The sequence below is a fragment of the Flavobacterium sp. SLB02 genome, from assembly GCF_009664855.1.
Lineage (GTDB): Bacteria > Bacteroidota > Bacteroidia > Flavobacteriales > Flavobacteriaceae > Flavobacterium.
On record NZ_CP045928.1, the window covers coordinates 5,331,528 to 5,350,806 of the forward strand.

Consider the following 19,279-nt stretch of genomic DNA (forward strand, 5'->3'; position numbering starts at 1 on the left):
CATGAAAATATTTGATGATATCTATAAAATGTTAGAATAACCTGATTTTTTGCGATTATTTCAATAATTTTAACATAGCATTTCAGATATTAGGAATACGTTTGTATAAAGACCAAAAACTTAAATATAAATGAAAAAACAACTTAGCAGACCATTGTTCTGCGCCTTTTTTGTAGCGGTTTCATTTACAGCTGTTAAAGCTCAAAATGCAAATCCAAAGGAACCCGGTATTAATGTGTCATACATGAATACTAAAATTAGTCCAAGTGAGGACTTTTTTCAATATGTAAACGGGACATGGCTTAATCAAACTGAAATTCCAAGTGATCGTACCACATGGGGAAGTTTTAATGAATTGATTAAGAAAACAGACAAAGATGCAATGTCTATTCTGAAAGAAGCATCTAAAAATCCAAAGTACAAATCAAATACAGATCAGGGAAAAGCGGTTAATTTATTTTCAACGATTTTAGATACAGTTGGAAGAAATAAAGCCGGAATTGCTCCTTTGCACCCTTACTTTAAAAAGATTGACGCTATTAAAAACGTGGCTGATCTGCAAAAGTATTTAGTTGAGGTTGAACCGGAAGGTACAGCTGCTTTTTTCGGAATCTATATTGGTGCCGATGAAAAAAACAGTTCTAAAAACTCCGTAACCCTTGGCGTAAGTCAATTAGGTTTACCGGACAAAGATTACTATACATCTGAAGATAAAGATTCTAAAGAAAAAAGAGCAAAATATGAGCTTCATGTAGCGAAGATGATGCAGTTTATTGGCGAATCTCCGGAAAAAGCAAAACAAAGCGCAGCCACAATTTTAGCTTTGGAAACAGAATTGTCTAAGCCAAGATTAGATCGCGTAGAAAGCAGAGATAGCCGTTTGCAATACAACCCGATGACAATTGCTGAACTTCAAAAAATAACACCGGCAATAAAGTGGGATGCTTATTTTACAGGTCTTGGACTGGCGAAGTTAGATACAGTGGTAGTTATGGAGCCAAAGTATATGAAAGCTTTGCAAACTATTTTTACTCAAAATAAAGTTGCACAGTGGAAAGAATACTTAAAATGGGATTTATTAAATACCGTTGCTACAAAATTATCAACAGATATCGAAACGGCTAATTTTAATTTTTACAGTAAAACTTTAAGAGGAGCTATAAAACAATTACCACGCGAAGAAAAAGCATTACAGGTAGTAAACACAACTGTTGGTGAAGCACTTGGTAAATTATATGTAGAAAAAGTTTTTCCTGCAGAAGCAAAAGCCAAAGCTGTAGATATGATTCATAATATTATTTTGGCGTACCAAAATCGTATCAACAATTTAACCTGGATGTCTGCGGCAACTAAAGTAAAAGCGATCGAAAAGTTAAACAAGATTACTATAAAAGTTGGTTATCCGGACAAATGGAAAGATTATTCAGCGCTTGAAATTAAAAGCGTAGCCGAAGGCGGAAGTTATTTTGATAATGCCCGTAACCTGAGCAAATGGAATTTCAAAAAAGGAATCGAAAAACTAAACAAACCGGTTGATAAAACAGAGTGGGGAATGTCGCCACAAACTGTAAATGCGTATTACAATCCATCTTATAACGAGATTGTTTTCCCTGCAGCAATTTTGCAACCGCCTTTCTACAATTACCAGGCTGATGAAGCGGTTAATTATGGCGGAATTGGAGCTGTTATTGGTCATGAAATCTCTCATGGTTTTGATGATTCAGGAGCACGTTATAATGCCGAAGGAAATTTGGTAGACTGGTGGACACCAGAAGATTTAACACAATTTACGGCACTTGGTAAAGCTTTGGCAGATCAGTACAGTGCTTTAGAGCCATTACCTGGAATTCACGTAGACGGTAATTTTACTTTAGGTGAAAATATTGGTGATTTAGGTGGTATCAATGCTGCTTACGATGGTTTGCAATTGTATTTAAAAGCACATCCAAATCCGGGATTAATTGACGGATTCACTCCACAACAACGTTTCTTTATTTCATGGGCAACCGTATGGAGAACAAAAACAAGAGACGAAGCGATTAAAAATCAGGTAAAAACAGATCCGCATTCTCCTGGAATGTACAGAGCTTATGTTCCACTTCAAAATGTTGATGCTTTTTATGATGCTTTCGGTATCAAAAAAGGAGACAAAATGTATGTTGATCCAGCTAAACGAGTTAAAATCTGGTAATTATAAAATAAGAAACGACGCTGATAAAGCGTCGTTTTTTGTTTAAATACTTTTCTAAAGAATAGATTTTTATAATTTTAGAAGACATTTGGGTTAAAATATCTCTTTTAATTGCATTAGAATTCTTCAAATTAATTATTGATAAAATTTAACATAGAATTCAAAATAATAACAATATGTTTGTATATATACTAATACTATAAATAAAAATGATAAAACAGCTTAACAAATCTGTGTTTTGTGCATTTTCAGCAATGCTTTGTTGTGTGACAATCGAGGCACAAAATGCGAAACCAAAAGAACCGGGTATCAACCTTTCTAATATGAATACGAAAGTAAGTCCTGGTCAGGATTTTTTCCGTTACGTAAATGGAGCCTGGTTAGATAAAACTGAAATTCCAAGTGACAGAAATTCATGGGGAAGTTTTAATGAACTGCGTCAAAAGACAGATAATGACGCTCTTGCTATTTTAAAAGAAGCTTCAAAAGATCCTAAGTACAAATCGAATACAGATCAGGGTAAAGCAATTGCTTTATTTAATACTATTATGGATACTGTAGGACGTAATAAAAACGGTATCAAACCACTTCAGCCTTACTTAAAGAAAATCGATGCCATTAAAAACGTAACTGATTTGCAAAATTTCTTTATAGAAATGCAGCCTCAGGGCGGAATTGGATTCTTTGCAGTGTATGTTGGAGCTGATGCAAAAAACAGTAACAAAAACTCAGTGAACTTAAGCCCGGGAGGTTTAGGATTATCTGATAAAGATTACTATAACGCAGATGATAAGGATTCGAAAGAAAAACGTGAGAAATACGAAGTACACGTTGCCAGAATGTTGCAGTATTTGGGAGAATCTCCTGCAAAAGCAAAAGAAAGTGCAAAACAAATCCTGGCTTTAGAAGTTGAATTGTCTGCTCCGAGATTAGACCGTGTTGAGCGTAGAGATCGCAGAAAACAATACAATCCAACTGCTGTTGCTGATTTAAAAAAGAATACACCGTCAATTCAATGGGATAAATATTTCACAGGAATTGGTATGACAAAACTGGATACAGTAAATGTAGCTCAGCCACGTTATATGATTGCTTTAGAAAAAACATTAACAGAGAAAAAAGTAGATGCCTGGAAAGAATACCTTAAATGGACTTTATTAAACAGAACAGCTTCAACTTTAACGACTGATATTGAAAATGCTAATTTCGATTTCTACGGAAAAACATTAACAGGAGCGTTAAAACAACGTCCGCGTGAAGAAGTAGCTTTACAAGTAATCAACGGTGCAACCGGAGAAGCTTTAGGAAAACTGTATGTAGAGAAATTATTCCCTGCTGAAGCAAAAGACAAAGCAAAGAACATGATTGCTAATGTAATGTTGGCATACGAAAACAGAATCAATGCATTGCCTTGGATGTCTGCAGAGACTAAGACAAAAGCAATCGAAAAGTTGAAAAAACTGACCATTAAAATTGGATATCCTGATAAATGGAAAGATTACTCTAAATTAGAACTTAAAAATGTTAACGAAGGCGGAACTTATTTTGATAATTCAAGAAATATATCAAAATGGGCTTACGCAGAAAACTTAGCAAAATTGGGTAAACCAGTTGATAAAACAGAATGGGGAATGTCTCCGCAAACTGTAAATGCTTATTTCAACCCATCTTACAACGAGATTGTTTTCCCTGCTGCGATTTTACAACCTCCTTTCTACAATTACCAGGCTGATGAAGCAGTTAATTATGGCGGAATTGGTGCTGTAATCGGACACGAGATTTCTCACGGATTTGATGATTCTGGTGCACGTTACAACGCAGACGGAAACCTTGTTGACTGGTGGACAGCTGATGATTTGAAACAATTTACTGCATTAGGTACAAAATTGGCAGATCAGTATAGCGCTTTAGAGCCTTTGCCGGGAATTCACGTAGATGGTAAATTTACTTTAGGTGAAAACATTGGTGATTTAGGTGGAATTAACGCTGCTTACGACGGTTTGCAATTGTATTTAAAAGCAAATGGAAATCCAGGATTAATCGATGGATTTACGCCGGAACAACGTTTCTTTATTTCATGGGCGACAGTTTGGAGAACTAAATCAAGAGATGAGGCTATTAAAAGCCAGGTTAAAACTGATCCGCATTCACCAGGAATGTACAGAGCGGTTGTGCCAATACAAAACGTAGATGCTTTTTACCAAGCTTTTGGAATCAAAAAAGGAGATGCAATGTATGTTGAACCTGAGAAGAGAGTTAAAATCTGGTAATATCAAACCATAAAAAAACGGCGCTAAATTTAGCGCCGTTTTTGTTTCTATATTTTATTGCAGTGCGATATAGATATCAACTTCTGCATTTTCCGGGTTTTGGGTTTTCTCACCATAAACCTCAAAATCTGCAGTAAAACTTCTATCTAAATCTGAATTCCAGATTTCCAGCCATTTATTATAAACAAGACCTTCGGCTAAATTCCCTTTGGCAATCAATTCTTCATAATTTGCTGATTCAATTGTTTTACCAATCATGTTTTCAGGTACAACATCCAGACTTTCAACTTTACAACCTAAAATAGTGGTGTAAGGTTTGGTATGATCTTTTTCGTAATCTGTATAAATACAAAAAATATCCTCCGAAACTTTATTTGGAATTTTACGCTGAATTTCTTCGCTCATAAATTTGTTCCAAAGAGCCGGAATGTCTTCTCCGGACTTGCCATTTTCGTTTGTAGTTCTTACCGAAATACCAATTACACTGAATTTTTGAATGATCATTTTACTTCATTTATGTTAAGCTGTAAATGTAAAACCATGCAATGACAACAGCATGTCAGCAGAAATGATAATATTACTTTAAATGGCTGTAAATATAAGTCTCAATAGCTTTTAACTCATCATCAGACATTGCCTGAGTGATTGGTAAATTGGTTTTCATAACCGCAAACTGACTTGGGTCTACAATTGGTTCGGCATTTCCTTTTAAGAAAGTAACCATATCGCCTTTTTTGTCTTTGTAAATTTTGGCAATTTCCTTAATACTTGGACCAATTACTTTTTGATCAGCCTGATGGCACGAGGTACAATTTCCTGGTCCTTCAAAAATTTGTTTTCCTAAAGCTTCCGGAGTTTTGGCTTCCGCCGAATGTCCTTCAGAGTACGTTTCTGTTGTTGGATCCTGAACCGGATCTTCTGTTGCTTCTTTTTTACATGAAGTCAACGCTAAAAGGGCTGATAAGAATAATACGTTTTTCATCATTATTTATTTAATAGTAAAGCTGCTTCTTTTGCAAAATAAGTAGAGATAATACTGGCACCTGCACGCTTAATGCAATACAGTTGCTCTATCATAATTTTATCATGATCTAACCATCCTCTTTCTGCTGCGGCCTTTACCATAGCGTACTCACCAGATACTTGGTAAACGGCAACTGGAACGTGAACGGCATTTTTTACCTCACGAACAATGTCTAAATAGGCAATTCCCGGCTTTACCATAACGATATCTGCGCCTTCTTCTACATCTAATAATGCTTCGCGAATTCCCTCAATTCGGTTCGCATAATCCATCTGGTATGTCTTTTTATCTTTAGGAATATTTTGAGAATCTACCGGAGCAGAATCTAAAGCATCGCGAAAAGGGCCGTAAAATGCCGAAGCATATTTAGCACTATAACTCATGATTCCCACATTGTGATGTCCGTTTTCTTCTAATGCTTTTCTGATCGCTAAAACACGTCCGTCCATCATGTCGCTTGGTGCCACAAAATCGGCTCCGGCTTCAGCATGGCTTAAACTCATTCTGGTTAAAGCATCAACAGTTGCATCATTGATCAATTGACCATTTTCGATAATTCCGTCATGGCCGTAAATAGAATACGGATCTAAAGCTACATCCGGCATTACAATCATTTCAGGAACTGCATCTTTGATGGCGCGAATCGTTTGTTGCATCAAACCATCCTTGTTCCAGGCTTCAACACCTTTATTATCTTTTAGACTGTCACTAACTTTTACATAAATATTCACCGCTTTGATTCCTAAATCCCAGGCCTCTTTTACTTCTTTGATGGTGTTGTCTAATGAATGACGGTAGATTCCGGGCATTGACGGAATAGCTACTTTTACATCTTTTCCTTCGGCAACAAACATAGGAAGCATAAAATCCTGTGGACTCAAACTTGTTTCACGAACTAAAGAACGAATAGATTCATTGGTTCTTAAACGGCGGTTTCTTTGTAGTGGGAACATATAATTTTAGATTTTTAGATTTTAGATTTCAGATTGTAACCTAATTTTTTTGAAAGCAGATTGGTTAAGTCCTGTTCTAAAAGCTACAGTTGTTTTTTTGTTTTTTTTGAAGATTGTTTTACTTTTATGAAGCAGTGCAAAGTTAAAGAAAAATGAACAGAATAAGGCTGTTAGCTCAGTATAGAATGCGTTAATATTATCTAAAAATTTACTGATTCTTTAGTTTTAGACTTTAATTTTTAAAACTTCTCAAAACGTCCTTGTGTTTTTCATTTTATAAATAAGTTTCAGGAATTTTGTAATGTCATGGTTTTTAAAAATTTTCCAGTTAAATTTGTCTAATGAAGAAATTTCTCGCTTTATGCTGTTGTTTGCTTTTAACAAGTTGCTTTGAAATAACAGAAAGAATCAAACATCACGACGATCAAAGTGGTGAATATACTCTGATGGTCGACTTTTCGAAATCCTGGTTTAAGACCAAATCGGCAATTTGGCTGGAAGAAATAGATGGCGTAAAAATCCCTAACGAACAGGAAATCACCAAGAAACTCGAAGATTTTAAAATAAAAGCTTCAAAAATCGACGGAATTACAAATGTAACGACCAAGACTGATTTTGAAAATTATGTTTTCATCATCAAACTTAATTATGCCAATTTAAAAGCACTCAATGCGGTTGTTAATACCATAAACAATCAGCACGATCAGATTCACTTTAGCGGAAGCGGAAAAAATTTCGAAAGAATTGCCTCTTATCCGGTTCCTGAAAAATTGGTTAAGGACCCCAAGAAAAAGAAAGATCTTGAAGAGGCGAATATTATTGCCATTTATACATTCGATAAAGATGTTCAGGCGGTGCAAAACCCAAACAGTAAAATTTCACAAAATAAAAAGACCGTATTTTTAAAACAAAGTATGTACAGCGTACTTAAAAAATCGGCCCTAATGAACAATACAATCCAATTAACTCTCTGATTTATGAAGCACTTTTATACTTTATTTTTATTATTCGCCACTTATTTAACTTTTGGACAAATCAATAAAAGCGAATACGATTATTTTGTTCAGTTTAACGGAAACCAGCTTTCTAAAAAAGTAAGCGTTGCCGAAATCCTGAATCATCCCATCATAACCAAATACAGCGCTAAAAAGCCTGACTTAGATTTTACAAAATATACCGAGCTTATTCAGTTAGATCAAAAAATAACCATTCACGGAAAATTCTCAGACAGTATTCCGTATTATCAGGTTACAATTCCCGTAAAGAGCAGAGAAGCGGTTAAACAATTTATAATAAAGGAATTTGGGAATGGTTCAGCCGAAAATGTACAGATTCAGGATGCAGGTAAATATGCTGTTTTTAATACAAAAGGTAAAAACAAAACTTTGGCATGGAATGATAACTACCTGGTTATTCTGGAACTGACACAAAGACTTCCTTCGAGGTTTTATACAACCGAAAGTCAAACTGTTTGGCAAGATTCTGTTGCTGTTGATGAGGTTTACGAAGAAACAAAAACGGAAGAGCCTTCTATCATAATCGATACCCCAATAAATGATGCTCCGGTTGCGGTTGAAGAAGCTCCGGTTCCGTACAATGGAGAACAAGAGTATACCGCAAACGCACCGTACACGATTCAGGAAGCTACTTTTAATCTGGAACAAACAGAAAAGCTGAATAAGATTATAAAATCGCTATTCGAAAATGAATTTACTGCACCAAGTTCAGAAAAAATAAACGCTAATGCCGATATTTCGTCCTGGATAAATTATAGCGCTGCAATGACAAGTTTATATTCTATGTCCAATTATCCAATGGCCATTTTTGGAGGTTATGATAAGTTTTTGCCTATGCAGAAAAGCTTTGGAAATTTTATAAAAGGCATCAATCTTGATTTTTATTTTGATAATAATAATGCACGTGTAGAAGAGGTTGTCGAATATTCGTCAGAGCTTGCTGAAGTTGTGAGTAAAATCACGAATAGAAAAATAAACAAGAATGTTTTTAATTATTTCCCTGCACAAAAGCCTTTGGGGTATATGTCTTATCATGTTAATACAAAAGCGGCGCTGGAAAATTTCCCGTCTCTAATACCAGATATATTTCAGAGTCCAAAACTGGTAAAAGAGGATATTGCTGTTGTTACCGATTTAATTTCGACAATTGTTGATGAAGAAGCCACCGCAACACTTTTTGATGGTGATTTAAGCGCATTTCTATACGGTTTCAAGGAAATTGAAGTTATGACCAAATCATACGAATACGATGAAAACTATGAAGAGAAAATAATTGATAAAAAGACTAAGAAATCAGTTCCGTTATTTTCTGTAATTTTTACTTCGACACATCCTACTTTTGCTGATAAATTGATGCAGTTAGGGGTTCGCAAAAAAGTACTGTTGCAAAAAGACAATTATTATGTTATTACCGGAACCAAAGAATACGGAGATATCTTCATCAAAAAAGACAAAGATGTTATTGTAATAGCCAATACATTTGACTATTTTAATGCTGGTAACGGTACATTTTCTGGCGAAGCCAAAAAGGATTTGAAGAAAAACTATATGTTCGGAAAACTGAATATGGCTGAGCTAATCAATGCATTTGGAAAATCAGGTGAAGCTAACCCTGCGGATTTAGGAAAATTCAGCAAGTTTTCGGAGCAATTTTCAGACATCACATTTGAATCTCCTAAAAAGTTAATCAACAATAAATTGGTTTTTGGATTTAAGTTAAACTCGTTGAAATCTGATAAAAATATTATTCTGCAAACTTTAGATTTAACTCAGGAATTAACCTCTAAATAGTTTTAAAATTATAAAAAAGCAAATCCCCGAAAATTGAAACTTTCGGGGATTTTTTTTATGTAGTAAAGAGTATTCGATTATGTGATCGAAGCGGCATAAATTTCTTTGATGGTTTTGCCCAGTTTAGTATTAAAATCATCATCAGACTGACCAGCTGCAAGGCCTTCGGATAATGCTCTTGAGAAACTGGCGATCAATCCGTGGTTTTGCGAAAGCTTATCATTGGCTTCATCCTGACCGTATCCGCCGGATAATGCCACAACACGTACCACATGTGGATCTGACATCAATTCTTTGTAAAAATCATTTACAGTTGGAAGAGACAATTTCAGCATTACTTTTACGTCTTTTCCCAATAAATCAAGTTGTTTTTTGATTTCTTCTTTCAAAATTTCTTCTGATTTTTCTTTGTCAGGGCTGTAAATATCAACCTCAGGTTCTATAATTGGTATAAGCCCTTTTTCGAAGATTTGTAAACCTACCGCAAATTGCTGCTCGACTACTTCGCGAATTCCTGTTGCATTGGCTTCTTTTATTACAGAACGCATCTTAGTTCCAAATACATTTCGTTCTACGGCACGAGTCAGCAATTCGTCTAAATTAGCAATAGGTTTCATCAATTGTACGCCATTGGCAATGTCAGCAAGTCCTTTGTCGACTTTTAGAAAAGGAACTATGTTTTTTTTCTCCCACAAATAATCGGCTGTCCATTGATCGTCGATTTTACGGTCCATGGTGTTTTCAAACAAAATAGCACCCAGTATATATTCGCGATCAAATGCAGGACTTTTTATAATGCGGGTTCTCATTTCATGCACAAGTGTATACATTTCTTCGTCATTCGTAAAACTGCTTTCTTCTACACCGTATTGCGCTAAGGCTTTTGGGGTACTTCCACCACTTTGATCCAGGGCAGCAATAAATCCTTTTCCGGAATGCATACGGTTTAATTGTGCTATGTATCTTTCTCTATTTTTCATATGTGTTGTTTTAAATTTAATGACTATTACAAACCTATTTTCTGATTTACTTTATTATAAACCTCTTTTACTTTTTTTGGTGGATCAAATCGGTAACCTGCAGAAAGTTTTAAAGTGGCAATATTATCATTCAAGCGGGGATTGACTTTTTCGTCCTGAGCAAAACTTACAGCGTTAATACTTGCAAAGGCAAAGAAACGATCGTTATTATACGCCAATTTTAAATTGAAATCGGCTTGATATAAGGCAGATGTGTCTCCGTTGATATCATTAATTCCAACGCCTAAAGCAACTCCGGCACCAATTAAAACCCTGTCACTAATTACAAAATTATAGTAGTAGGATGGAGCCAAAGTAAATACATAAATATCTCCGGGTGGTGTATCGGGAGTGTTTAAGTCGATATTGGTGTAGTAAAATGAAAAAGTTGGGATAAAGCTTCCGGAGCTTTTGGTCTGCCATTCGTTTTGACTAACCAAGGTTTTAAAAGAGAATTTATTATTGAAAACATAAGATGTTGATCCGCCAATTTTCATAGTACGCATATCCGGCAATTGTACCGTTATATTATCATCACTGATATAAAATCCCTTTTGATTGATGAAAGTAAACGATTGCATCCATTTTTTATAGTAGAAACGGGTATTGAAATTAAAATGTTTGGAATGATAATCGCCTTTGTTCTGACTTAGAAATTTTGGTGCAAAACCAACAGAAATATCAATAATTTTATAATTCAGATTAAAACCAATCTGTTCTCTTCTATTTGGTATAAGATTAACAAATGTTTCCGAATCCTGAGTGCCTGAAGCAATCTGAAAACTGTTTGAAGTATCTAAATAATAAATACTTCCAGTAATTTTATCATTATACGATTTAAAATAGGGATTTTGCAGCGAATCATTCTGGGCAAAACACCCAAAAATGCTGGCAAAAAATGCTATGTAAATCAGTTTGAAATTCATTCGTTTATTTTTAATACCCAAAAACAAGCCTAAATTACAATTTTAAATCTATGTTTTTAGGTATTAAAATAAAATATTGGGATCAATATATTAAATCCAATCAACAGGATTTTCTAACACATTCACCAATTTTTCTTCGTCACTTCCGGCTTCTGCATGATGATCGTAAACCCATTGTACGTGCGGAGGTAAACTCATCAAAATACTTTCAATTCTCCCGTTGGTTTTTAAACCGAATAAAGTGCCTTTGTCATGAACCAAATTAAATTCGACATAACGACCACGACGGATTTCCTGCCATGTTCTGTTTTCAGGAGTGTATTCCAAATTTTTTCTTTTTTCCACAATTGGAACATAGGCTTCTAAGAAACTATCGCCAACTTCGGTAACAAAATTGTACCAATCCTCCATAGACATTTGCTCATTTGCTTTGCAATAATCAAAGAATAAACCGCCAATTCCGCGCGCTTCGTTTCTATGTGCATTCCAGAAATAAGCATCACATTGTTTTTTATATTTTGGATAAAACTCCGGATTGTGTTTATCGCAAGCCGTTTTACAGGTTTGATGAAAGTGTTTTGCATCTTCTTCAAACAAATAATAAGGCGTTAAATCCTGTCCTCCACCAAACCATTGTTCGATTACTTTTCCGGATTCGTCGTACATTTCAAAATAACGCCAATTGGCATGAACCGTTGGCGTCATTGGATTTTTAGGATGTAAAACCAAACTTAATCCGCAGGCAAAAAAATCAGCTTCACCAACGCCAAACATCTTTTGCATCGCTTCCGGTAATTTCCCATGAACGGCCGAAATGTTGACACCGCCTTTTTCGAAAACATTTCCGTTTTCAATAACGCGCGTTCTTCCGCCGCCGCCCTCTGGGCGTTTCCAAAGATCTTCACGAAATTTCGTTGTTCCGTCAACGGCTTCTAATCCGGTGCAAATCTGATCTTGCAATTTTTGTATGTATGCGTAAAATTTATCTTTCATTGTTATTGTAATTCTTTTTTATTCTCCAAATAATCAATAGCATTTAATTTATTGACTACTTTTTTACCTATTTTCTTTTAAGATTTCAGTTAGTTACAATTTGTAACCCACTAATTTTCCATGTTTTTAATAAGCTTACTTTTTATTATATTCTGATTTAAGCAGTCCAAAGTAAACAGTATTTTGCAATTCGCCGTCACCATTTCTAAATTCGTCTCGTAAAATTCCTTCTTGTTTAAAATTATGTTTTAATGCAATTCGCTGGCTTGCTAAATTGATTTCTGAAGTACATATAAAAACCTTGTTCAATATTAATTTATTGAAACAAAAATCAAGCGCATCCGAAACCATTTTTGATGTAATTCCTTTTCCTTGATAATCTTCATCAACAAAATAACCTAATTCACATTTTGAAATGCGGTAATCAATGGTTTTTACACACAAATAACCAATTAAATTGTTGGTTTGGATATCTCTTGCGTAAAAATAAAAACCTTCCTTGGTTTTTTCTTTATTACTACTGACTTCCAAAAAATCTTCTGCTTTTTTTAATGAATCGGAATTGACCAGAGTTACTGGGAAAGTTTTTCCAATATGATTGCTGTTTTTATCTACTAAATTGTAAAATTCTTTAGGCAAAACATGTTCAATTCGGTCTATTTTCCAATCTGTAAAACTCATGTCTATTTGTTTTTAGCCGAAGCAATTTTAGTATTTATTCCAAAAGAAAAAACTTTGCTTTCTTTTTGGATATATTGGTAAATAGCAAGTGCTTTTCCGAAAAAATCAAATTGTTTTTCCTGAGACAAACCTATTAAAATATCTGCAAATTGTTCCTGCTGATTCCAGTCGAGATGACATTGTTGTAAAAGAAGAATCAGTTCTTCCTCCGGTATTTCGATTGTTCTTTCTAAGCTTAATCCAAAACCCTTAAGTTGTTCATCTATCAGACTTGTATCTTCGGCGTTCCAAAACTTTGGAACAAAAATTAACGCATGCAAGGTTCTTAGAGTATTCTCTATTCTGATACTTTCCTCATCTCTTAAGCCTTTGTTGAGCATGATTTCTTATCTTTTATCCGATTTTAACTTCTGATTGTATGTTGTTTTGCTAAAGATTAATCTCTCTTCCTGAAAAGTATCGTTATTATTTTTGCCAAAGCTTTTAATGGTTCGGTAGATAAAATACAAAACTGGTAAAGAGTAGTATATAAAACCCATACATATTGGTACATAAGGTTTTTCAATAAACAATCCGCTTGATTTTACAGTGTCAAAATACTTGGATTTTTCTAAAAATTCATCTGTTAATCCAAATTTAGGAATTATACTATTTCCAAAACAAACTGCAAAAATTAAAAAGAAATACAACATTGCCTTCGCAACAGATTTGCCAATTTGCACTGCCCGAACTTCCGGACTTACATCAGAAAAAGCAAATCGCATTCGGTTTAAAACCGTTAGCAAGTAAATATATAAAATATTGGTATTAATAACAGAATGATGAAAAGCCATTGCAAACAATCCATACATGGGAAAAAACACAAAAAGAGATAATTTTTTGGGCATAACCGCCATAAAAACTCCAGAGTGCACCATGATAAATTCGAAAGCCATTAAAATAGCCAGGTCATTTATCATACTCACATTTTGTTCTTCCGGATGCAGCCAAACCATCAAAAATACAGTCGCATAATACGCCTGAAATCCATATTCTACAAAAGAAAATGGTGAGTTTTTGGTGAAGTTTAGGTTTGCAAACATCTAAGGTTTTTTTTAGTTTTCAGTCTCAGTCGCAATTTTCAGCTTAAAATGAGACTGAAAACTGCGACTGAAAACCGAATACGATATTTAGTTTCCGTATTCCTTCACTGCGTCAATAAACGCTTTTGCGTGGTCTACAGGTATATTTGGTAAAATTCCGTGACCTAAATTTACAACATATTTATCTTTTCCGAACTCGTCTATCATTTCGTGAACCATTTTTTTGATGGTTGGAATTGGTGAAAGTAATCTTGACGGATCAAAATTTCCTTGTAAAGTGATGTTTCCACCAGATAAATAACGCGCATTTCTAGCTGAACAAGTCCAGTCTACTCCAAGAGCCGAAGCTCTACTTTTACCCATCTCGCCAAGAGCAAACCAACATCCTTTTCCGAAAACAATAACCGGAGCGTGATCAGCCAAAGCTTCAACGATTTGGTTGATGTATTTCCATGAGAATTCCTGATAATCAACCGGAGAAAGCATTCCTCCCCATGAATCAAAAATCTGAACGGCATCAACTCCAGCTTTTACTTTTTCTTTTAAGTATAAAATAGTAGTGTCTGTAATTTTTTGTAATAAAGTATGTGCTGCAGCAGGATTTGAAAAGCAAAAACCTTTAGCCGTATCAAAACTTTTAGATCCTTTTCCTTCAACAGCATAACAAAAGATTGTCCAAGGTGAACCAGCGAAACCAATTAAAGGCACTTCATCGTTCAGCATTTCTTTAGTCAATTTAATGGCGTCCATTACATAACCTAAACTTTCCTGAATGTCCGGAACATAAACTCTGTGAACATCTGCTAAAGAACGAATTGGATTTGGTAAAAACGGACCAAAATTTTCTTTCATTAAAACTTCAATTCCCATTGCTTGCGGAACAACCAAAATATCCGAGAATAAAATTGCAGCATCCGGCGCAATTCTGCGAATAGGCTGAACTGTGATTTCCGCAGCCAACTCAGGAGTCTGACAACGGGTGAAAAAATCGTATTTATCACGCAAAGCGATAAATTCCGGTAAATATCTTCCGGCTTGACGCATCATCCATACTGGCGGACGCTGAACTGTTTCTCCTTTTAATGCTTTTAAAAATAAGTCGTTTTTTAACATTTTTTTATGGCTTTAGGCTTTAAGCTTTAGGCTTTAAGCGTTTGTTTGTGTTATTTTTTTGCTTATTGCCTAAGGCTTAAAGCGTATTGCTATATTCAACAATTACATCTTCAATTACGTCTTCAACCGTTGGCTGATCTGCAATAATGATGTTTTTTGTAATTTTATGTAAAGCTTCTGCGGTTGTTTCTCCAATGCAAAAGCACTTTTCTTTCTTGATTGTGTTGTCTTTCAAATAACTTTCAACGCCCGAAGGACTAAAAAATAAGATTCCGTCAACAGTAGCTTTTATTTTTTGTGGCGTTAATGACGTATCATAAACCTGAATTTCATTGAATTTCACATCAGCATCTTTTAGAGCTTGTGGTAAAGTTTCTCTACGAAGATTTCCGCTAAAGAAAGTATAACTTTCATTACGGTAAATCAAAGTAATGATTTCGGCTAAATCTGTTGCATAACCGGTATAAGCTACAACGTTGAAACCGTTTTCAGATAAAAGAATTTTGGTTTTTAAACCAACACAAAAAACATTTTTGGTTTTCAGTGCTTCAGATTTTGGATCAGATAAAACGCTATGAACCGCATTCTGACTAGTGAAAATCAGATTCTCGTTGAGGTCTTTAAGTTCGAAAGGTTTGTTTTGGGTTTGAATAAAATCAGATTCGGTTACTTCAATATTGGCTTTTACCAATGCTTGTTTTTGTTCGCCCGATAGCTTTTTTGTAGATAGTATTTGAATTGATTTCGCCATTATTTTTTTAGAGATTCTTTAATAGATGCCATCAATTCTGCTCCGCCATTGTTTAAAATTTCCTGAGCGGCGAAGAAACCTAGTTTCTTCCATTCTGAAATATCAACGGTTTTGTCGATTTCCAGTTTTTGTTTTCCATCAACCGAAAGTAAAACGCCTTGAAAATGCAATGTGTCTTCCTCTTCATTATATTTCACCAAAGCTCCAATTGGCGCCGTACAGCCACCTTCAAGAGTTCTCAAAAACTGACGTTCGATATAGGTACAGATTTCAGTTTCGATATGATTCAATTGCGAAAGTGCATCAAGCGTATAATTGTCGTTTTCCATTGCTACAACCAGCATTGCACCTTGTGCCGGAGCCGGAATCATCCAATCAAGATCGATATAATTTCCTGGTTTCAGGTTAATGCGCTCTAAACCTGCAGCAGCAAAAACAGCTCCGTCCCAGTTATTGTCTTGTAGTTTTTGCATACGGGTGTTTACGTTTCCGCGTAAATCAACCACAGTATGATTAGGGTATTTATTGAACCATTGCGCCTGACGACGTAAACTTCCGGTTGCAATAGTACTTGGATTTGCAAAATCAGGATTACCTTTATGCACTAAAATGTCCAGAACATTAGCTCTCTCCAAAACTGCTGCCTGAACAATCCCTTTTGGTAAAGCCGTTGGAACATCTTTCATAGAATGCACTGCAATATCAATACTGCCATTGATCATGGCAATGTCTAAGGTTTTAGTAAATATTCCGGTGATTCCCAGTTCGTATAGCGGTTTGTCAAGAATAATATCGCCTGTAGATTTTACCGCAACAATTTCGGTTTTATAACCTAAATCATTTAGTTTTTTTTCGACAGTATGTGCTTGCCAAAGTGCTAGTTCGCTATCGCGAGTTCCAATTCTGATTGTTTTTTCAGCCATTTTGTTGAATTTCACCATATAAGTTATATAAGATAATTTAAGCAGTTAGGTTAAGGTTGAAAAAGAATTAACCGTTTGCTATTAAATGAACTTATATAACTTATATGGTTTAAATTTTATTTAAGATGCTTTTATTTTAAAGACTTTCTCGATCCATTCGATGCTTTCATCGACCATGGTGTCGTCGTCTTTTAAGTGGTTTGCGAAATGCGTAGTGATTTTCTGGATGATTCTGTTGCTGATGATTTCAGCCTGAGCTTCATTAAAATCTGCAATTTTTTTACTTTGAAAATCTAATTCTGAAACTTTAATAGCATTCAGTTTTTCTTTTAAAGCATTTATGGTTGGAGCAAATTTTCTTCCTTTTGTCCAGGTGATGAATTCCTCTTTTACTTCTTCGATAATCGCTTCGGCAGCAGGAATGTGTAATTTTCTATTTTCAAGAGTTTCATCTGTCAGTTGAGACAAATAATCCATGTGAATCAAAGTTACACCTTCTAATTCCTCTACGTTTTCATTCACGTTTTTTGGAATCGATAAATCTAAAATCAATAAAGGTTTCTTTAGATTTAAAATCGCTTTATCAACTGTTGGGTTTTGAGCACCTGTAGCGACAACAACAACATCGGCTTTTTGAAGTTCTAAGTGTAACTCAGAATAATCTTTAACAATCAAATTGAGTTTTCCGGCCAATTTCTCAGCTTTGTCTTTCGTTCTGTTGATTAAAGTAATGTGTTCGTTTTTGGTATGTTTTACAAGATTCTCGCAAGTATTTCTTCCGATTTTTCCTGTTCCGAAAAGTAAAATATTTTTATTGCCAATATCCTCTACATTTTTAAGAATGTATTGTACCGATGCAAAAGACACCGAAGTCGCTCCAGAACTAATTTCTGTTTCGTTCTTAATTTTTTTGCTGGCCTGGATTACAGCATTTACCAATCTTTCTAAAAACGCATTGGCCAAACCTAAAGATTTTGAATGTGCAAAACTGGTCTTGATTTGAGAAATAATCTCAAAATCGCCTAAGATCTGACTGTCTAAACCAGTTCCTACACGAAACATATGACCAATAGCTTCCTGATTTTTGTAAACAAAACCAACTTTCTGAAAAGCATCAACTGAACCGTTGCTGTTATCACAAATTAGTTTTATCAATTGAAACGGATGTTCTGCAAAACCATAAATCTCGGTTCTGTTGCAGGTCGAAGTGACAATCAAACTTTCAATTCCTTCTTCTTTAGCTTGTTCCAGCAAACGCGTTTTTGCAATTGCATCCAAACTAAATTTACCTCTTACCTCAGCATCAGCTTTTTTATAACTCAAACCAACTGAGTAAAAATAAAGATGTTTAGGTACGTTATTGTTTTCCATAAATTCACTTTCATAAAAGTGCAACAAAATTATCACTATAGTCTTTATAAAAGTAACGCTCAAAGTACTTTTTGTATCGCTATGTGATTTTTTGTTTCTAAACGACTGTTTTTATGCAAAAAGAAGTATTTTTGTAGCAAAATCAATTGGTTAGAAATGTTTTGTTTAGAGTGATTCTAAATAACAAAATGGAATTATCTTGATTTTTGTACTAAAAAAATATCGCTATGAGTTCTCAGGAAATTATTAAAATTGAAGACGACTTTACGCTTATTCGTTTTCAAAATGACAGTTCAGAGCCCTTTTTCGGACAGCACGAAGTAGGTAGTGGCCTGATACAGTTTCATTTCGGGATAAAAGGCAATGCCAAATTCTTATTCAATCAGGGCAGCTATGCTTTAGATTTGAAAGAAGAAAAATCACTGCTTTTATACAATCCGCAGAAAGAATTACCATTGAATTTAGAGTTGGCTCCAAATTCCTGGGTGATCTCCGTGATTGTTTCGATTAAGAAATTTCACGCGTTGTTTTCTGCCGAAGCCGACTATATTACTTTCCTGAGTCCGGATAATAAGGACAAAAAGTATTATAACGAAGGAAATATTAGTCCGTCGATGGCGATTGTTTTAAGTCAACTGTTTCATTATAACTTACATCCGTCGATAAAGAATCTTTATTATAAGGGAAAAGGATACGAATTGTTAAGCTTGTATTTTAATAGAACTGAAGATCCAAACGCAGAACAATGTCCGTTTTTGATTGATGAAGATAACGTTTTGAAGATTAGAAAAGCCAAGGAAATCATCATCGCCAATATGGCCGAACCACCGGGATTACAAGAACTGGCAGATGAAATTGGTTTGAATTTGAAGAAACTCAAAATGGGTTTCAAACAAATTTACGGCGATACCGTTTATGGATTTCTATTTGATTATAAAATGGATTTCGCCAGAAAACTATTAGACAGTGGATCATATAATGTAAACGAAGTAGGGTTGAAGATTGGTTACAGTACTGGAAGTCACTTTATAGCGGCTTTCAAGAAAAAGTTTGCGACAACTCCAAAGAAGTATTTGATGTCGATAAATACGAATGTTTAGAGTTTTATCAAACACTAATTTCATGAATTAGCACGAATCAATTATCTGCGAAAACCAGCTTAACCCGTTTAATCC

18 protein-coding genes are annotated in these 19,279 nt (G+C 34.9%); 5 read left to right on the plus strand and 13 right to left on the minus strand.

Going from position 1 to position 19,279, the window contains the following annotated elements:
• The first annotated feature begins 130 nt into the window (after positions 1-130).
• Together GIY83_RS20075 and GIY83_RS20080 are read left to right on the plus strand one after the other, a co-directional pair.
• Positions 131-2,191, plus strand: a complete 2,061-nt coding sequence (locus GIY83_RS20075) for a M13 family metallopeptidase (RefSeq protein ID WP_208683104.1) — start codon at positions 131-133, stop codon at positions 2,189-2,191.
• A gap of 209 nt (positions 2,192-2,400) precedes the next feature.
• Entirely contained in the window at positions 2,401-4,461 is a 2,061-nt protein-coding gene (locus GIY83_RS20080; protein ID WP_208683106.1) for a M13 family metallopeptidase, read from the plus strand.
• 54 nt (positions 4,462-4,515) lie between these two features.
• Here the strand turns inward: GIY83_RS20080 and GIY83_RS20085 are convergent, their stop codons facing one another.
• The 3 genes from GIY83_RS20085 to hemB all read right to left on the minus strand — a co-directional run bounded on the left by GIY83_RS20085 (position 4,516) and on the right by hemB (position 6,438).
• Entirely contained in the window at positions 4,516-4,965 is a 450-nt protein-coding gene (locus GIY83_RS20085) for a GyrI-like domain-containing protein (RefSeq protein WP_208683107.1), read from the minus strand.
• Positions 4,966-5,038: 73 nt separating this feature from the next.
• Positions 5,039-5,443 carry a c-type cytochrome gene (locus GIY83_RS20090; RefSeq protein WP_208683109.1) on the minus strand — a complete coding sequence of 135 codons (405 nt, stop codon included), beginning with the start codon at positions 5,441-5,443 and terminating at the stop codon, positions 5,039-5,041.
• Between the two features lie 2 nt (positions 5,444-5,445).
• A complete protein-coding gene (gene hemB / locus GIY83_RS20095) occupies positions 5,446-6,438 on the minus strand; it encodes a porphobilinogen synthase (RefSeq protein ID WP_194619869.1) in 993 nt (330 codons plus the stop codon).
• A 341-nt stretch (positions 6,439-6,779) separates the two neighbouring features.
• Between hemB and GIY83_RS20100 the strand changes: the two genes are divergently transcribed.
• Entirely contained in the window at positions 6,780-7,412 is a 633-nt protein-coding gene (locus GIY83_RS20100; protein ID WP_208683111.1) for a hypothetical protein, read from the plus strand.
• A 3-nt stretch (positions 7,413-7,415) separates the two neighbouring features.
• Positions 7,416-9,245, plus strand: coding sequence for a hypothetical protein (locus GIY83_RS20105; protein ID WP_208683113.1), 1,830 nt, complete (start codon positions 7,416-7,418; stop codon positions 9,243-9,245).
• A 77-nt stretch (positions 9,246-9,322) separates the two neighbouring features.
• Here the strand turns inward: GIY83_RS20105 and GIY83_RS20110 are convergent, their stop codons facing one another.
• The 10 genes from GIY83_RS20110 to hemA all read right to left on the minus strand — a co-directional run bounded on the left by GIY83_RS20110 (position 9,323) and on the right by hemA (position 18,104).
• Positions 9,323-10,225: a fructose bisphosphate aldolase gene (locus GIY83_RS20110; RefSeq protein WP_194619875.1), complete on the minus strand. Its 903-nt coding sequence runs from the start codon at positions 10,223-10,225 to the stop codon at positions 9,323-9,325.
• Between the two features lie 26 nt (positions 10,226-10,251).
• Positions 10,252-11,190, minus strand: a complete 939-nt coding sequence (locus GIY83_RS20115) for a DUF4421 family protein (protein ID WP_208683115.1) — start codon at positions 11,188-11,190, stop codon at positions 10,252-10,254.
• Positions 11,191-11,280: 90 nt separating this feature from the next.
• Complete coding sequence (hemF, locus tag GIY83_RS20120; RefSeq protein ID WP_208683117.1) at positions 11,281-12,183, minus strand: oxygen-dependent coproporphyrinogen oxidase; 903 nt, start codon at positions 12,181-12,183, stop codon at positions 11,281-11,283.
• 135 nt (positions 12,184-12,318) lie between these two features.
• Positions 12,319-12,864: a GNAT family N-acetyltransferase gene (locus GIY83_RS20125; protein WP_194619881.1), complete on the minus strand. Its 546-nt coding sequence runs from the start codon at positions 12,862-12,864 to the stop codon at positions 12,319-12,321.
• 2 nt (positions 12,865-12,866) lie between these two features.
• Positions 12,867-13,244: a hypothetical protein gene (locus tag GIY83_RS20130; protein WP_194619883.1), complete on the minus strand. Its 378-nt coding sequence runs from the start codon at positions 13,242-13,244 to the stop codon at positions 12,867-12,869.
• Between the two features lie 6 nt (positions 13,245-13,250).
• Positions 13,251-13,946, minus strand: a complete 696-nt coding sequence (locus GIY83_RS20135) for a hypothetical protein (RefSeq protein WP_208683119.1) — start codon at positions 13,944-13,946, stop codon at positions 13,251-13,253.
• An 87-nt stretch (positions 13,947-14,033) separates the two neighbouring features.
• Positions 14,034-15,059 (minus strand): uroporphyrinogen decarboxylase, encoded by a 1,026-nt coding sequence (gene hemE, locus GIY83_RS20140; protein WP_041520396.1) that lies wholly within the window; start codon positions 15,057-15,059, stop codon positions 14,034-14,036.
• Between the two features lie 76 nt (positions 15,060-15,135).
• Positions 15,136-15,810 carry a uroporphyrinogen-III synthase gene (locus tag GIY83_RS20145; RefSeq protein WP_194619887.1) on the minus strand — a complete coding sequence of 225 codons (675 nt, stop codon included), beginning with the start codon at positions 15,808-15,810 and terminating at the stop codon, positions 15,136-15,138.
• Entirely contained in the window at positions 15,810-16,733 is a 924-nt protein-coding gene (gene hemC / locus GIY83_RS20150; RefSeq protein WP_194619889.1) for a hydroxymethylbilane synthase, read from the minus strand. Before hemC ends, GIY83_RS20145 begins: the two co-directional genes overlap by 1 nt.
• A 120-nt stretch (positions 16,734-16,853) precedes the next feature.
• The gene (gene hemA, locus GIY83_RS20155) at positions 16,854-18,104 is read right to left on the minus strand and encodes a glutamyl-tRNA reductase (protein ID WP_194619891.1); all 1,251 of its coding nucleotides are present in this window, start codon (positions 18,102-18,104) and stop codon (positions 16,854-16,856) included.
• 227 nt (positions 18,105-18,331) lie between these two features.
• Here hemA and GIY83_RS20160 point away from each other — a divergent pair, with 227 nt between their 5' ends.
• Entirely contained in the window at positions 18,332-19,204 is an 873-nt protein-coding gene (locus GIY83_RS20160; RefSeq protein ID WP_056247889.1) for an AraC family transcriptional regulator, read from the plus strand.
• Positions 19,205-19,279 lie beyond the last annotated feature (75 nt).

Bases quoted from the DNA above. Each gene is read 5' to 3' on its own strand.
- GIY83_RS20105 (WP_208683113.1), top strand. From the start codon at position 7,416: ATGAAGCACTTTTATACTTTATTTTTATTATTCGCCACTTATTTAACT.
- GIY83_RS20080 (WP_208683106.1), top strand. From the start codon at position 2,401: ATGATAAAACAGCTTAACAAATCTGTGTTTTGTGCATTTTCAGCAATG.
- GIY83_RS20090 (WP_208683109.1), bottom strand. From the start codon at position 5,443: ATGAAAAACGTATTATTCTTATCAGCCCTTTTAGCGTTGACTTCATGT.
- GIY83_RS20100 (WP_208683111.1), top strand. From the start codon at position 6,780: ATGAAGAAATTTCTCGCTTTATGCTGTTGTTTGCTTTTAACAAGTTGC.
- GIY83_RS20135 (WP_208683119.1), bottom strand. From the start codon at position 13,946: ATGTTTGCAAACCTAAACTTCACCAAAAACTCACCATTTTCTTTTGTA.
- GIY83_RS20115 (WP_208683115.1), bottom strand. From the start codon at position 11,190: ATGAATTTCAAACTGATTTACATAGCATTTTTTGCCAGCATTTTTGGG.
- hemC (WP_194619889.1), bottom strand. From the start codon at position 16,733: ATGGCTGAAAAAACAATCAGAATTGGAACTCGCGATAGCGAACTAGCA.
- GIY83_RS20160 (WP_056247889.1), top strand. From the start codon at position 18,332: ATGAGTTCTCAGGAAATTATTAAAATTGAAGACGACTTTACGCTTATT.
- GIY83_RS20125 (WP_194619881.1), bottom strand. From the start codon at position 12,864: ATGAGTTTTACAGATTGGAAAATAGACCGAATTGAACATGTTTTGCCT.
- GIY83_RS20085 (WP_208683107.1), bottom strand. From the start codon at position 4,965: ATGATCATTCAAAAATTCAGTGTAATTGGTATTTCGGTAAGAACTACA.
- GIY83_RS20145 (WP_194619887.1), bottom strand. From the start codon at position 15,810: ATGGCGAAATCAATTCAAATACTATCTACAAAAAAGCTATCGGGCGAA.
- hemE (WP_041520396.1), bottom strand. From the start codon at position 15,059: ATGTTAAAAAACGACTTATTTTTAAAAGCATTAAAAGGAGAAACAGTT.
- hemB (WP_194619869.1), bottom strand. From the start codon at position 6,438: ATGTTCCCACTACAAAGAAACCGCCGTTTAAGAACCAATGAATCTATT.
- GIY83_RS20110 (WP_194619875.1), bottom strand. From the start codon at position 10,225: ATGAAAAATAGAGAAAGATACATAGCACAATTAAACCGTATGCATTCC.
- hemF (WP_208683117.1), bottom strand. From the start codon at position 12,183: ATGAAAGATAAATTTTACGCATACATACAAAAATTGCAAGATCAGATT.
- hemA (WP_194619891.1), bottom strand. From the start codon at position 18,104: ATGGAAAACAATAACGTACCTAAACATCTTTATTTTTACTCAGTTGGT.
- GIY83_RS20075 (WP_208683104.1), top strand. From the start codon at position 131: ATGAAAAAACAACTTAGCAGACCATTGTTCTGCGCCTTTTTTGTAGCG.
- GIY83_RS20130 (WP_194619883.1), bottom strand. From the start codon at position 13,244: ATGCTCAACAAAGGCTTAAGAGATGAGGAAAGTATCAGAATAGAGAAT.